Raw genomic sequence first — 16159 nt, 5'->3', positions numbered from 1 at the left:
CCCATTTCAAAAAAACAAGGTAGGGTAAAAGTGTCTCAACAGTATTCATATCAAAGACCAAAACCATGAGAAAAACATCAGTGATACTAATTTCATTAGCGCTTACTATAGCAGCCTGCAGCAACTCTCCTGCGCCAGAGAACGATTCACAAGATCAGCTTACTAATACATTGAGCAATGACAGAATGCTCTTGGTATTATCCGCACCGTCAGTTAGCGATTCTTATTATTCACCCGCCTTTCAATTGATTGTTGATTTTCAGATAGCTTATGCTAAGCAAGTCATGAACAATGATAATATTGTTGTAATCGTGGATAGTGAAACAAAGCGTTTCTATGAAGGACATCTTCCAGAAGATATATTAATAACAGCAGATGTCTATGATATCTGGATGAGAGATTTCAGTACAATCAACCCCCTCTCCCCAGTACAGTTTACCTATACATGGGCTTCTATGACCCGTCAACAGAGCAGAGAAGTCCAAGGTAGCTTTAGCGAATTGGCCAACAGGCTAAACATACAACGCGCCAATACAAGTCTCTTGATCGATGGTGGTAATATTGTAGACAATTATAAAGGAAGGGTAATCACGACAACCCGCTTCTTAGAAGACAATAATCTCACACATGCTCAAGGCGTATCCCAACTCAAAGAATTGCTTGGAGCAAATGAAGTTGCCATCATTGAACCAGACGAAGAAGTACTGGCACATTCAGATGGGATGGTTAGCTGGGTAGATGACAATACGCTACTTATTAACGACTACAGCAATGACCCTGCTTTCAGGACACGAGTTTTGGATGAGCTTAACCGTGCATTCCCGGGTATAGCCATTATCGAAGTACCTGTTGACTATACCACCAACCCTCCGGGACAGTGGGACGGTTTCGAATCCGCCTGTGGCATCAACCTCAATGCAACCATCACTTTCAATAATATATATGTGCCTGTTTTCGGAATGGATCATGAACAAGAAGCACTCAGGCTTATGAGACAGAACACTTCAAAAAACATAATAGAAGTAAATGCGGAAGGAGTTTGTGCCATGGGTGGCAGTGTTAGGTGCTTGACATGGCAATTGACTGGAGCAAATGCAGAGAAGCTAATTTTAGCCGCTAGAAGTTAATAGGGCTTGCATTAAGCATTGGATTTTAAGAACTTCCTGTGATCATTTTTTAATTGACTATGGAGAAGAAAAACATTGAGGAATACTTTTCGAACGACTCCCCTCACCCTAAATCAATGCGCTTCTTAAGGAGCATCATCATGTCCTTTCCGTTTGAAGAAACTGTCAAATGGGCCTTCCCGGTTTATACGATCAATGGGAAAAACGTTGTGGGCCTTGGAGGCTTCAAGGCATATGCAGGTATTTGGTTTTTTCAAGGCGTGTTTCTTGAGGACGCTTCGCAAAAGCTAATCAATGCACAGGAAGGGAAAACACACGGAATGCGTCAATGGAGATTTATGTCCTTGGAAGAAATTGAAGACAATGAAGACTTGATCAGACTTTACGTTCAAGAAGCGATTGATAACCACTTGGCTGGAAAAGAATTCAAACCACAAAAAAAGGCTTCCAAGCCATTAGTAATTCCTGAAGAACTACAAGAAGCTTTAGATAGCATTGAAGGATTGAAAGAGAGCTTTGAAGCCTTTTCGCTAAGCAATAAAAGAGATTTTGCGGAGTACATTGCGAATGCCAAACGAGCAGAAACAAAACTAAGTCGACTGGAAAAAATCACCCCTATGATAAGTCGAGGCGAAGGGCTTAATGACAAGTATAAGCGCTAAATTACTCCTACTGGCACCGAACTTGTAGTGTCGACCTAAAAAACATTATGAAAAGGATTTATACAATTGCATTGATGGCACTGATGTCCGCTGGACTCTTTGCGCAAGAGCAAGAAGCCAATACTTTAAAAGTTCAGGGTTCAGCACAAATCGAAACGATTCCTGACCTGTTCCAATTTGACCTGAGGTTTACGGTCACAACAGAGGCACAACGTCAGTCTGTTGATAGTCTTGAGCATATGACCAACTATATGATTAAGTGCCTTAACAAAAAAGCCAAAATCAGTAAGGACAGTCTCAAAACGATCGGTTTCTATACGAATATCAATGACAACCGATATAGACCTGAAACAAAGACAACTTATACAGCCAGCCAGACATTGCAATTAAAAGTCAGCGCTGATAAAGAGCAGATTATAAAAATCTTAAATGTCATTGCATACACGAACCTACCTGTTAATGTAAATACGAGCAGCTATTTCAGCGATAAAGCAAAAGCCCAATCTGAAGAAGCATTAATCAATGCGGCATTTGACAACGCAAAGCGACAAGCTCAAATGCTCGCCAAGGCCGGTAGTTTCGAAGTCGGTGCAGTAAGAAGTGTTGACTATACACAAGGTGAACCTTTCCAGGTAAACGCCTTGGCTAGAATGGAGTCTATGGCCCTTAAATCGTCTGAAGATAGAAGCTTTGCTAATTTCAACCTAGCACCACAGACACTTCAGAAGAGTATCCGAATCTCATATTTCATTTATCGAAAAGAAAACTAGTGAAAGCCCTACTCTGCCATCAATTTGGTGAACCCGAGTCATTGACTATGTCTGATACTGAGACACCTAAACCAGGCCCTTCTCAAGTATTGATTAAGGTAAAAGCCTGTGGCGTCAACTTTCCTGATACACTGATCATTCAAGACAAGTATCAATTCAAACCGGAACTTCCCTTCGCCCCTGGTGGAGAAGTGTCTGGTATTGTCGAAGCCATCGGTTCGGAAGTCAAACATGTGAAACCGGGAGACAAAGTATTTGCTTTGACAATCTGGGGCGGTTTTGCTGAATTTGTCTTGGCCGATGCGCACAAATGCCTACCAATGCCTGACGGGATGGATTTTGTAACAGGTGCCATTACAATGTACACTTGTGGCACTTCATTACATGCCTTAAAACAACGAGGTACTCTCCAAGCTGGTGAAACATTGGTGGTATTAGGAGCAGCAGGTGGTGTTGGTCTAGCCGCAGTTCAAATCGGAAAACTCATGGGTGCACATGTCATTGCAGTGGCGAGCTCCGATGAAAAGCTCAATCTTTGCGAGGCATCTGGAGCTGATGAAACAATCAACTACACCACAGAAGACTTGAAGACACGCATCAAGGAATTAACCAAGGGAAAAGGAGCTGATGTTATTTATGACCCAGTTGGCGACAAATACTCAGAGCCTGCTGTCAGATCATTGGCATGGGGTGGTAGATATTTGGTGGTAGGATTTGCTGCAGGTGTACCCGCATCCATTAGACTGAATCTTCCATTGTTAAAGGGAGCTTCTATCGTAGGAGTTTTTTGGGGAGCCTTCGCTCAAAAACAGCCTAAAGAGAGTTTTGAGAACTTTCAGCAGATTCTTGGATGGATCAAATCAGGACAGTTAAAGCAGAACATCTATAGAGAATATCCACTTGAAGAAGGCGGACAGGCGATTCGAGATCTAATGGACCGTAAAGTGATCGGCAAAAACGTTGTGGTAATCTAGACCTCGTAATACGCAATACATTCTACACTATACGCAATACGCAATACGCAATACGCTCTGCAATCATCACTTCTCACAAAACACACCCTTCGGAAAGTAGATTTGGCGCAGATAGAAATCCATAATGCCATTTTTCACCAGTTTATGTTCACCAAAGGCTGACTCGTACTTTTTCAGTTCAGCCTCGGTGCCTTTGAATATCACCACTTGGCCTTGATTACCATCAAAAGCCATATCGCTCAAAATTTCTATGTCCTTTAATTCCTTCTGCAGCTTCTTCAGGTGGGTCAATGTGAAACGATTGGTCTTTGCTGCATAAGCACCATCCGTTTCAAACTTGTTTGTATAACGCACAATGAAGTATGTGGTCATTTCTATGGTCTCTTCTGGCACATCCCATAAAGTGCAGATTTTACCCATTTCCATATTGAATGGAATCACCTCCAATTTAAATCTACCAGCAGCAACAGCCGGGTCCGTATCGAGCACTGCCTGGGTTTGTTCAAGGTTAGTATCGAAGAGAAAAATTCCGCCACCGCCATAGAATGGTCCAGCAGCAATCATCTTTCTAGCTTTCACCAGCCGATTGATATTATCCATATGACCAGCTTGTAAACTATCAACCTGTGCCTTAGGAAGCTCAGCCCTATCCTCATTGGTATTAAGGAATACAAATGTGTATCGCCCCGCCATTGGGTCTTGCCCAAACAAAGAGGTGCTTATAACAAGCGCAAAAAGTACAGTAAGAAGTCTCATGATTAAAAAGTAGAATTCAAGTTAACAAAATTACACCGCTCTGTTTCTAATTGAAATGGAACACTTGATTTAGGGGATTCTTTCTCCCAGTAAACTGGGATCAGAATGACGTACCCTATTTATATACGCACTACTCATTACCCTATACGCATTACGCACTACCCAATACGCCCCAACAACCAATCACATCACAATTTGACTGTCCTTCAAATCATTAGCCTTGCCAATGTTTTAGATTGATTAAATTAAGGCTGAACTATTATTACAACTATGCTTCAAAAGAGAATCACAATCCTCCTATCTCTATTACTCACAGTTTTTACCCTTTCCGCCCAGGAAAAGCTAAACGACAAAATGGGGAACCAGCGCTTTCGATTTATCGGACCCGAGGGCAACCGAGCCATTGCCATTATCGCAGAGCCTGATAACCCGCAGGTTGCCTATATAGGTGCGGCCTCTGGTGGCCTTTGGAAAACCGAAGACATGGGCATCAACTGGCGACCGATTTTCGACCAGCAAGACATTTCCTCAGTTGCCGCGGTAGAATTAGCCCCTTCTGATCCAAAACAAGTTTGGGTGGGCACTGGAGAAACATTTGTGATTCGTCCAGCCCATGCCATGGGTAATGGTATTTACTTCTCACCTGACGGTGGAAAAACCTGGGAACACAAAGGGCTAGAAAAGACAGGTAGAATTGGTCGCGTGATCGTCCATCCAGAAAACCCTAAAGTGGTGTTTGCAGGATCACTTGGTCATACATATGGACCACAAAAAGAACGTGGTGTATACCGCACAAAAGATGGTGGTGACAATTGGGAACAAGTACTCTTTATTGACGAAGGTACTGGTGTGTCAGACATGGCCATCGACCCAGAGAACCCTGATATCATTTACGCTGCCATGTGGTCTGTTAACATCAACACCTGGGGTTTAAACTCAGGAGGTGCTGGAAGTGGCATCTATAAGTCAGTTGATGGTGGCGACAACTGGGAGCCATTGAATAAATACGGTTTAAATTTTGGTGCAGATCGACCTGTTGGTAAAACTTCGGTAGCAGTAGCACACAGCAACCCTAACATTGTTTATGCACTTTTCGAGGCTGAGAGTCCGGAAGTATGGCGCTCAGAAGATAAAGGCCAGAGCTGGACACTGATGAGCCAGGAGCACGCATGGAATGAGAGAGCCCCCTACTACACCCGCTTAAGAGTTAATACTGGCGACCCCGATGAAATTTATTCTATGACGGTTCGCTTTACACACTCGCTAGATGGTGGTAAAACACGTAATAGAAGACCTCCAAGAGGTGGTGGCGACAATCATGACATTTGGATCAACCCAAAGAATCCGGATCATTATATGGTAGCCCATGATGGTGGTGCCAGTATTACCTATAACCATGGTAAATCATTTCAACGTGTAGTCTTGCCGATCGCTCAGATGTATCACGTCTCAGTAGATGACCAGATTCCTTACAATGTATTTGGCAATAGACAAGACGGCTGGTCATATATGGGACCAAGCAACTCTTTGCAAGGCTACATTCCATTAGGTCTGTGGAAAGGCGTGGGAGGCTGCGAAAGTGGCTTTGCTAAACCCGATCCTAATGACAATAATATCATATGGTCTGGTTGTTATGATGGTGGACTGGATAGACATGACCTAAGAACAGGCCACTCAAGAGATGTTCGCGTATGGCCTGAAGCCGGTTACGGTTGGGCACCTGCCGACATGAAGTATCGTTGGCACTGGAACTTCCCGCTAAGTTTTTCTACGCATACAAAGCACCGTGTTTATACAGGAAGCCAATTTGTTCACCAATCAGATGATGGTGGCCAAAGCTGGCAAATCATCAGCCCTGATCTAACACTGAATGACAAAAGCCATCAGCAAAGTTCTGGTGGTGTTGCCATTGACAACCTGATGACCTTTGACGGCTCTACCCTTTTTGCTATTGAAGAGTCTCCCCTACAAGCGGGTATGATTTGGGTAGGCACTAATGATGGTCAGGTGCAATTGACAAAAGATGGAGGCAAAGAATGGGTAAACCTGACAGCCAACATCCCAGACCTACCAAAATGGGGTACTATCGCAAACATTCACCCTTCGAAATATGAAGCGGGAACGGCTTACATTACTGTTGACCTGCACCAAATGGGTGATTTCGATCCATACATCTATAAAACGGAAGATTCTGGCCAGTCATGGACAAAAATTTCAGATGGCATTCCTAAGTCAGAATCAAGTTTCGTTCATGTAGTAAAAGAAGACCCCAAGAGAAAAGGACTCCTTTATGCCGGTATTGACAAAGGAATATATGTCAGTCATAATGATGGTCAGACTTGGGACAGGTTAAGGCTTAACCTTCCTCCTGCACCTATCTATTGGTTGGAAGTCCAAGAGCGCTTTGACGACTTGGTGGTCGGCACCTACGGACGTGGTTTCTATATACTCGATGACTTAAAAGCTGTAAGAAACGCAGACAAATTGAGTTCCAAAGCCCAAATGGTGGACATTCGAGACACCTACAGGTTCAATAATCGCGAAAGTATCAAGACAGATGGACCGAGTAATAACTCTGGTCAGAACCCTGCAAATGGAGCGATCATTAACTACTACTTACCTGACAAAGTGGAAGGTAGCGTTAGCATAGAAATTAAGGATAAGAATGGCGAATTGATCCGTACCGTTAATGCCAGAAATAACAAAGGTGTAAACCGAACGGTATGGAACCTTCGATACGAATCGACTTATCGACCTAAGCTTCGCGTGGCACCTCCGGGCAGACCTTGGGTACAGCTAAATGGCGAAGGATGGAGACCATTAGTACAATGGGACCTAGACTTAAATGCGGGTCAGTTAGGCCCTAGAGTTGCTCCTGGTAGCTATGAGGCTCATTTGGTCATTAAAGACAAAGAAGGTAATGTGACTGAGTCAATGAGCAAGCCATTGACTGTGCTGAAAGATCCAAGAGCTGAAGGAACACAGGCTGATATTGAAGCACAGGTGGCCTTCTCGCTTGAGTTGAGAAATGCAATGAACTTGGCCGTGGTGAACATCAATGCGGTTGAAGTGCTGCGCAAAGAGCTTGATGCTATTATTGCAGAAGTAAGCGACAGAAGAACGCAACGCGAGGCCGTTCGATTGAAAGCCGTAGCAGAAGAAGTAGCAAGCAAACTCTATGACATCCATTTAACTGGAGCTCGTGAAGATGCCTTCCGCTCTCCTATTAAGCTCTATGGCCGTTTGAGTGCCTTGGCCAGTGATATTAACAGCAGTGGCATCGACTTTAAACCTACCAATCAGCAAGGCGAGGTAAAAGAAGTGCTTAGCGATAGGCTAGAAAATGCCATTGCACAATTCGATAAGCTGATCAAAGAGGACATTGAGAAGTTCAATAAGGCCCTCCAACGTAAGAACAGAACCATCGAGATAGAGAAAACTGGCGGGGACAAGTAGTTCGTTATCAGAAATCAGTAAATAAGAATGAGGTGTGAACAATTGCACCTGAATTCTGGTTTGCTGATTTCTAGTTTCTACTTTCGAAACCCTATGCTGATCGCCTTATCTATCATTGTTGCCCTAGCCCTAATCGTCTGGGCCTTCCTCAACTTCAACCCTCAGTTTGGAGCTAAAGTGAACAAGGACCTAGTCAAAAGGTATTCAGAATCTCCTCAGTGGAATGGAAAGATCTTCGAGAATCAGTCCGAAACGCTGATGGACATCAACCTCAAAACTCTACCTGGGTTACTGAAACAACAGTTTACAGGCAGAAAACTAAGAAGTCCTGAGCATGCTCTTCCCATCATTCCATTCGATCAGGAAGCCTTTAATCAAAATCCTGACAAACCCAAGTTTATCTGGTATGGTCACTCAGTGCTACTGCTTCAATTGAATGGAAAGAATCTATTGATAGATCCTATGCTTGGTCCGAATGCAGCTCCCATCGCTCCTTTTGCAGTAAAACGATTCAGTGACAATACGCTAGATATAATTGATCAATTACCTCCTATTGACATGCTTTTGATGACGCATGATCATTACGATCACTTGGACTATGCCAGTATCAAGAAGCTCAAATCAAAAGTAGATACCTGGTATGTGGCCTTGGGTGTTTCCAGACACTTAGAAGCTTGGGGTATTCCTGCTGAGACCATTTCCGAATTTGATTGGTGGGACAGTAAGACCTTCGAAGGCATTGACATTACTTTCACACCGAGTAGACACTTCTCAGGTCGTGGAATTAGCGATCGTGCCAAGTGCTTATGGGGAGGCTGGGTTTTCAAAACAGCCAACCACAACATCTATTGGAGTGGTGACAGTGGCTACGATGAACATTTCAAGGAAGTGGGTGAACGTTTAGGGCCTTTCGATTGGGGTTTTATGGAATGCGGACAGTACAATGAGCTCTGGCATCCCATTCACATGTTTCCGGAAGAAACGGTTCAATCGTCCATTGATGCAAAAGTTAACATCTCAGTTCCTGTTCACTGGGGAGGTTTCCCTTTGGCCCTACATACTTGGAAAGATCCCATTGAGCGTTTTACAGATAGTGCAAAGGCACAAGATCAGAAGATATCCACACCTGAAATCGGCTAGGTTGTGACATTTGGTAATGAACCAACAATCGATTGGTGGTCAGGTTTAAAGTAGCGTTCTTAAATCAACCCCTCTGTATCTCCCCTTGATAAGGGGAGAATTCTAATAAATATTAATTAGCCCGCATAAGCTTCTAATTACGCATCAGCCTTAATCATATGCCGACTTCCTTCCCAACCGAGAGTTCACTATTTTTAGATAGAAATACACACTATTATTATGAACGAATCAACAATAAAGAGTCCTGGCGTATACATCGATGAGATTAACGCCTTCCCAAGCTCAGTGGTCCCAGTAGCTACTTCAGTCCCTGCTTTTATTGGTTATACACCGCAAGCTTCTTATGAAGGAAAGTCCCATACCAATGTCCCAACCAAGATTACTTCTTTTGCTGATTTTCGAGCGATATTTTGTCTTCCAGACCCCGCGCCTCCAGCCGACCCAGCCAAACAATACAGCCCCCAATACTATTTGATAGCTCAGAAAGACAAACCAGAAAAGGGAGACTATCTACTTATTGGCACAACGTATTACTCAGTAGTCCCTGATCCAAACACAATCTATTATTTATATAATAGCATTCGCTTGTTCTATGAAAATGGAGGTGGTGACGCCTATGTTATATCTGTTGGAGAGTATGGACCAGCTGCAGAAAAACCAATGGAACTGGGCGATCAAATCATAAACCCAAATGTTCAACTTAACGATCTAGTAAATGGGCTCGAAATCTTAAAAAATGAAGAAGAGCCGACCATGTACATCTGCCCAGAAGCGACATTACTCTCTGTTGAAAACAATGGAACATTGATGCAATCAATGCTATCGCAATGTGAAGAAATGGAAACCGCCATTTCTATTTTCGATGTGATTGGTGGAAGAAACCCTGACCCAATCTTATGGACTGAAGACATTCAAACCTTTCGAAATAGTACTGGAGCACAGGGGCTGAAATTTGGCGCTGTTTATTACCCATTCATTGGGACTACTATTATGCAAAACAGTGACTTGGACTACACCAACTTTTTCGGTGGTGACTTGAAGCAACTTCAAGCTATACTGAGTCCAAAAGACACCCCAAATACTACTGTCAATACGATTATTCAAAATATTGAAAACCCTTCAGGTTCACCGTTGACGGTAAGCCAATACAATCAATCGTTACTCGTGGCTAGCCCAACTTACAGTACCATTATGGACCAGGTCTTGCAAGACGCCAATTTACTACCGCCTAGTGCGGGCATGGCTGGTGTTATTACAACGCTCGACAACCAAGTTGGGCCTTGGCAAGCTCCCGCTAATACATCAATTGTAGGTGCAGCTTCATTGCCTTTGAAAATTTCAAGTTCACAACAAGAAGATTTAAATGTAGATGCTGTTTCAGGAAAGTCAATCAATGCTATTCGCTTCTTCAATGGCCAAGGGATTCTCATTTGGGGGGCCAGAACCCTCGATGGCAACAGTATGGATTGGCGATATATTCCAGTCAGAAGAACCGTGACCTTCCTTGAGCAAAGTTGCAAACTGGCAGCACGGGCCTATGTTTTTGCTCCGAATGACAAAAACACTTGGGAATCGGTAAAAGCCATGATCAGTAGTTTTCTGACTTCCATTTGGAAAGAGGGAGGCTTGCAAGGTGCCACCGCTGGAGATGCCTTCTCAGTGGAATGTGGATTGGGTAGTACTATGACCGCAGAAGACATTTTAGAAGGTTTTATGAACGTGACTGTCAAGGTGGCTATAGTTCATCCTGCCGAGTTTATTGTACTCACATTCCGACAGGAAATGGCAAAGTCATAGCAAGAATCTGTCTTAAATCCTTTTGAGAAGACAACAACCCCTCTGTATCTCCCCTTGCTAAGGTGAGAATTTCCTCATGTGGTTTGTCCTTCTTTACGTCATTCCGAGGGAGCTTCGACCGAAGGAATCTCCTGATCTAGATGCTGAAACCTGCCTTTGTCGGCAGACAGGCAAGTTCAGCATGACGTAATCAATTAATTATGAGTTGTTCTTTAGACTTTCTGAGCCTGAGCGAAGAATCTACGTCCTGACGGAACTACTAACAAATCGAATAGGCACGTTATGCTGAGCCCTTTTGACGAAAGACAGGTTCAGGGTGACATATAAATTCAACGATCCGATCCGTTAGACTTTCTGAGAATAAAACGATTCCTTAATTTCAAGCCCAAAGCAGCTTTCAACCATTGAAAACGAAAACCTTTTTACTACTTCTACTCCTATCAGCGAGTACTTTTGCCTTCTCTCAAGACAGGTTTACCATAAGTATCCTTACCTGCTCTCCTGGCAGGGAAGTATATTCAGTTTTTGGTCATTCATCAATGCGTGTGATCGACCGACAGAAAGGAACCGATCAAGTCTATAACTTCGGCATCTTCGATTTTGATACACCCAACTTTGCTTACAAATTCCTAAAAGGGAAACTTCAATACTCCTTGGGCATCCAGCAGACACCACGCTTCATTCAAATTTACACTTCAGAAAACCGACTGGTTTCTGAACAGGTCTTAGACCTTACTAAAGAAGAGGAAATCGTGATAGTAAGACGACTTAATTATCTCTATTTACCAGGAAACAGGTTTTACTATTACTCATTCTTGAACAAAAACTGCTCTACGGAACTAAGGGATTTGCTGGTCAACATAAATGTGATACACTACGGTCAAGAAATGTCAATGTCAAATCGAGAATTAATCAACCCGTACCTTAATCATATTCCATGGATGCGATTAGGAGCAAATATGCTAATGGGAACGATGATGGATAGGCATTCGGATGACTTTCAAAGTATGTTTCTGCCTGATTACTTAAAAAGCGAAGTGAATCAGATGACCTTGAATGGGAATGATATCGTTCAAAATGAGTCAAACCTAAACCCTACACCGGAGGATCTAGGTACTAGTTATCAGAAGATTTTCTCGCCACTTCGAGTATTCTCAGCACTCTTCCTGATTTTGATTTTCTGGAGACCGAAATCCGTTCAAATTGCACTTTGTAGCCTTATTGGGATTGTGGGGCTATTACTTGGCTTGCTATGGATATTCTCAGGTCATCCTGAAATCAGGAATAACCTGGACATCCTGTGGTGCAACCCGCTTTACCTGCTTTATATCCCATTACTGATTCGAAACAAGAAGAGCAAAGCGCTTGCCTACACGCTCTTTGCAACCCTTATCCTAACTGTCATTATCTGGCTTTCAGGTGTTCAACAGTTTGATATCGCGGTAATTCCGTTAATGCTGATTTTGGGCTTGATTAATTATAAGGCACGCACAGCACCACCGACACGTCACCCTGCTCCGAACCTTCGGAGTGTTTCAGGGACTACCTAATTGAGATACTGAAACCTGCCTTTGTCAACAGACAGGCAAGTTCAGCATGACGTTTTATTTGTATGTAATGGAAGGTCTAAAGAGTATCCAATTCAATCTTTATATCTATTCAAGAGACTCTTTCGGATTGTCGTTCCTCCAATACCTCAGAGTGACGATCTTATTTATTTTGTACTACTAATTTTGGGTTACTATCTTATGCTTAGAAAATCAATACTTGATGGATTATCAAACATTTCAACCTCACCCAGATTTAAGTGCTCTTGTGAAATTCTATTGGACTTTGGAAGTTCCATATGACCCCAATAATCAAAAGCAAAAAATCATTCCCGATGGGTGTATTGAAATGACATTTAACCTTGAAGACAAAATCAAACGCTACATAACTGAAGACGAATACATCGTTCACCCACAATCCATGATCATGGGCCAAAGAACGAAATCATATTTCATAGAGCCCTTGGGTAATGTGAAATCATTTGCAATCTGTTTTTACCCATATGGTTTTGCAAACTTTGTAAGCACTCCTCTGGAAGATCTAGTAGATATTGAAACACCCATAGAAAGCCTTTTCGGGGAATCTGATGCCAAAGAGTTAGAACAAAATATTATCCAGGCCTCTAGCACTGCAGAACGAATTGCGGTTATTGAAGCCTTTCTTCTTAAGAAACTAAATCAGAATACCACAATCCAAAACATAGTAAAAACAACCGTTGATACACTTGTTTCCACAAATGGAAGTGCTTCGATCACTCAAATAATGAATGGCGACTTATCAAAAAGGAGGCAACTTGAGAGGTATTTTAAAAAAGAGATTGGTATTAGCCCCAAGCAATTAGGCAGAGTATTGAGGTTGCAGACAGCTCTAAATTTGCTTCTAAATAGTGATAAAAATCTCACCAGCATAGCCTACGAAAGTGAGTACTTCGATCAAACACATTTCATAAAAGACTTTAAAGAATTTACAGGCATTACCCCAAAAGAGTTTTTAGGAAATGAAAACATGGAGCTTTCCAGCCTTTTCTACAAATAGACCTAGTGTCGCATTTTTACAATTTCGTTTCTCGCCAGTCACGTTTTTTTGTCTTTACATAATTCCTTTCAAATCATGAGAAAAACTAGATTAACCCTCTCGATAATAGCTCTTACATTTTTTGTTTGTGCTTGCAGCAATAAAAGCAACTCGAGTTTAGAGGCAACCGCAGTTGATCCAATCACAAAACAAGATTCACAAATTATGAATAGCTATGTATCCATTTTTGAAATCCCTGCGACTGATATCTCTCGAGCTATAGCGTTTTACGAAGCCATTTTAGGGCTAGGAATTGAAAAAATAGACATACCTGGTATGCAGATGGGTCTTCTACCTTATGAAGATCAAGTGGTTACAGCTGTTATCATTCAAGGTGAAGGATATGAGCCTTCAACCAAAGGAATCACCATATATCTCAATGGTGGTAATAACCTTCAAGGCATACTCGACAAGGTCGTTGACAATGGCGGAGAGATTATCGTGCCCAAGACTCCTCATGCAGATGAGAGTGGCTTTTTTGCTTTGTTCATTGACTCTGAAGGGAACAGAATGGGCCTACATTCTCCCAACTAAATAGCAACATCTACCTCGGGAAACCTCAATTCCCTTGATCAGTCTCTACTGTTTCGGTTTTCTCTTCGTCTTTTTCCGGATAGAAGTGCTTATCATAGAAGTCAAACATACGTTGCCATTGATCATAATAATCACTTTCTACACTGGCCCAGCCTGCACCATGACCACCACGCATATAGTTGACCCACTGCACGTCTTTTCCTAGACGTCTCAAGGCATAATACATCTCACGTGAGTTCGTTCCGGGCACATTCCAATCGCCTTCACCACTTAAAAGCAAGTGAGGCGTATTAACACGATCAGCAAAAAACACCGCTGAAGTATTAAAGTATTTGATTGGGGCGTCCCAGAATGAGGCTCCTATCCTATCTTGCCCCACTTCTGCAGCAGCATAGTTTCTCGTTCCGATCTTCGGACTGTCACCCAAAAAACTGATAATATTCACCTTACCTGAGATATTGATAGCTGCGGCAAAGCGATCGGTTTGCGTGATTATCAACGAGGTAGCATAACCACCATAACTGGTACCATGGATACCCACTTTGTCATTATCTACCATTCCCTTGTCAACCAACATATTGATGGCTGAAGTAGCACCTTTGAGCCAACCTTCACCAGGATAACCTTGCTCCAAGTTCACCGAAGGTCTAAGCCCGAAGTAACCCTGATTAGCAATCAGGTTCATAGAAGAACGATAGCCATTGTTAAAGAATGTTTCATAAACCTCGAGTACCAGAGGATATTTCTTGCCTGGCTCATAGTCCACAGGATAATACAAGATGCCCTTAAGTTCTTTTCCATCTGCATCGCGGTAGCTGATCAATTCTGTATTTGTCCACTTCTTATTAACCACCCAAGGGTTAAGGTCAGTGAGCTGATTCTCAGCATTGAAGGCAAGTGTATTAGCAAAAACCTCATTCGGCTTATCTCCATCAGATTTGCTATACACCACTTTATTACCACCATCCGCAAATCTCCAGCCTGAGTAGAGATTGCTGTTAGTCATCAGGTCTTCAAACTGTCCCGAATTAATATTATAGCGCTGTATTCCTCTGTTCCATTCTTCCTTTTCTGAGTAAGAAACATAGAGATATTGTCCATCTCCAGACCATTTCACCACACTTCGGTTAGGCAATGCTTTCTTCTCTTCCTCATCTTCAGGGAATTCATAAACTTGTTTTAGATCAGAGCCATCTATATTAATGGTCCACCAACCACCTTTGGAAGTCAATAGCATTTTCTCGCCATTGGAATGCCATCTGGCAATCGAGAACTTTACCGCTTTCTTTTCCTCTTCATCTTCAAAAGCTTTGCCTTTGGTTAGGTTAATGGGCTCGTTTTCACCAAAAGCATCAAGTTTGTCCAAATAGACATTGCCAGAGTCCACCCAAGCAAATGACATAACGGACTCATCAAATGAGTAAGCTCGTCTTTTCTTATTTCGTTCGTAAATGTCGATCGCCTCGCTTGGCTTATCTAAGGCTATAAATGACGTTTGATATTCAACACCATCGTTTCGTTTGTAGGATGTTTTAGTTCTGAAAGTCTGTCCATACACAAGGTATTGACCGTTGTCAGATAGTCCTAATCCCCCATAACTACCTACTGGCAATAGGTCTACCATCTTACCAGATTTCAAGTCGACACTCACGACTTCAGCCTCGCGCGATGTATTACTGATCTTATCCCATTTCAAAAAGTCATCATTACCATCATAAACAACAATGGGTCCTTCGGTGGCCTCTTTATACTCAGCCATCGCCTTTTCCATCCAGCCATTTGCCCTTACGGAAAGCACTACTGACTTACCATCTCCACTGATGATAATTCCGGTATTTGAAGTCAAAATGCGCTCATCTTTTAACTTAGGGTACCGTACTTTCTTCGATTTAGTATCGTAGTAGGCCAAAACCAGCTTATCATCCTTTTGCTCAAAGAACACAAGCTTCTCAGCCTTGTCATCCCATGACAAATTGCTCACTCTGGCATTCTCAAAAACAACTGTCTCTGCACCAGAATCTGTATTGATGACAATTAGTTTTCCCGCTCTTAAATTGAGGTAACTAGGATCTCTAAAGCGGAAGTGGTCCGTACCGAATCGGGCACGACCATCTGCGATAATACCTGCTAGGTATTGTCCATCATTACTTAGAGTTTGACTATTTAGTGATTTAACATTGATGGCATCCTCGACTGTAAATGCCGTTTTTTGCCCCAAAACTAATGTTGTGAATGCAAATAGAATGACGAAGGATAGAATGTATCTTTTCATGATTGAGGATTTGAATCTCAAAATAGTCATTCGCTAAGAGAATATTAAG

The 16159-nt window shown here is 42.5% G+C and carries 12 protein-coding genes; 10 read left to right on the top strand and 2 right to left on the bottom strand.

What is annotated here, in order from left to right:
- The first annotated feature begins 65 nt into the window (after positions 1 to 65).
- Genes J4E76_RS01895 through J4E76_RS01880 form a run of 4 tightly spaced genes read left to right on the top strand, consistent with a single transcriptional unit; the run spans position 66 to position 3533 of the window.
- Complete coding sequence (locus J4E76_RS01895) at positions 66 to 1127, top strand: agmatine deiminase family protein (RefSeq protein WP_208500845.1); 1062 nt, start codon at positions 66 to 68, stop codon at positions 1125 to 1127.
- A 59-nt stretch (positions 1128 to 1186) separates the two neighbouring features.
- A complete protein-coding gene (locus J4E76_RS01890; protein ID WP_208500844.1) occupies positions 1187 to 1789 on the top strand; it encodes a YdeI family protein in 603 nt (200 codons plus the stop codon).
- Positions 1790 to 1836: 47 nt separating this feature from the next.
- Positions 1837 to 2559 carry an SIMPL domain-containing protein gene (locus J4E76_RS01885; RefSeq protein ID WP_208500843.1) on the top strand — a complete coding sequence of 241 codons (723 nt, stop codon included), beginning with the start codon at positions 1837 to 1839 and terminating at the stop codon, positions 2557 to 2559.
- Complete coding sequence (locus tag J4E76_RS01880) at positions 2559 to 3533, top strand: NADPH:quinone oxidoreductase family protein (RefSeq protein ID WP_208500842.1); 975 nt, start codon at positions 2559 to 2561, stop codon at positions 3531 to 3533. The genes J4E76_RS01885 and J4E76_RS01880 overlap by 1 nt, the downstream gene beginning before the upstream one ends.
- 66 nt (positions 3534 to 3599) lie before the next feature.
- Here J4E76_RS01880 and J4E76_RS01875 read toward each other — a convergent pair whose 3' ends face one another.
- The gene (locus J4E76_RS01875; RefSeq protein WP_208500841.1) at positions 3600 to 4289 is read right to left on the bottom strand and encodes a YciI family protein; all 690 of its coding nucleotides are present in this window, start codon (positions 4287 to 4289) and stop codon (positions 3600 to 3602) included.
- Positions 4290 to 4559: 270 nt separating this feature from the next.
- Between J4E76_RS01875 and J4E76_RS01870 the strand changes: the two genes are divergently transcribed.
- From J4E76_RS01870 to J4E76_RS01845, 6 genes are all read left to right on the top strand, one after another.
- On the top strand, positions 4560 to 7745 hold the full coding sequence (locus J4E76_RS01870; RefSeq protein ID WP_208500840.1) for a glycosyl hydrolase: 3186 nt from the start codon (positions 4560 to 4562) through the stop codon (positions 7743 to 7745).
- A 27-nt stretch (positions 7746 to 7772) separates the two neighbouring features.
- Positions 7773 to 8885, top strand: coding sequence for an MBL fold metallo-hydrolase (locus J4E76_RS01865; protein ID WP_236017257.1), 1113 nt, complete (start codon positions 7773 to 7775; stop codon positions 8883 to 8885).
- A 219-nt stretch (positions 8886 to 9104) separates the two neighbouring features.
- Complete coding sequence (locus J4E76_RS01860) at positions 9105 to 10682, top strand: phage tail sheath C-terminal domain-containing protein (protein ID WP_208500838.1); 1578 nt, start codon at positions 9105 to 9107, stop codon at positions 10680 to 10682.
- 404 nt (positions 10683 to 11086) lie between these two features.
- Positions 11087 to 12232, top strand: coding sequence for a DUF4105 domain-containing protein (locus tag J4E76_RS01855; protein ID WP_208500837.1), 1146 nt, complete (start codon positions 11087 to 11089; stop codon positions 12230 to 12232).
- A 220-nt stretch (positions 12233 to 12452) separates the two neighbouring features.
- Positions 12453 to 13265: an AraC family transcriptional regulator gene (locus J4E76_RS01850; protein WP_208500835.1), complete on the top strand. Its 813-nt coding sequence runs from the start codon at positions 12453 to 12455 to the stop codon at positions 13263 to 13265.
- A 204-nt stretch (positions 13266 to 13469) separates the two neighbouring features.
- A complete protein-coding gene (locus J4E76_RS01845; RefSeq protein WP_208500833.1) occupies positions 13470 to 13838 on the top strand; it encodes a VOC family protein in 369 nt (122 codons plus the stop codon).
- 25 nt (positions 13839 to 13863) lie between these two features.
- On the opposite strand, the gene J4E76_RS01840 is transcribed toward J4E76_RS01845, so the two are convergent.
- Positions 13864 to 16110, bottom strand: a complete 2247-nt coding sequence (locus J4E76_RS01840) for a prolyl oligopeptidase family serine peptidase (protein WP_208500831.1) — start codon at positions 16108 to 16110, stop codon at positions 13864 to 13866.
- Positions 16111 to 16159: the final 49 nt, after the last annotated feature.

The organism is Roseivirga sp. E12 (assembly GCF_017592825.1).
GTDB lineage: Bacteria > Bacteroidota > Bacteroidia > Cytophagales > Cyclobacteriaceae > Roseivirga.
Note: the sequence above shows the minus strand (reverse complement) of the source record. Positions and strands in the feature narration are given on the sequence as shown.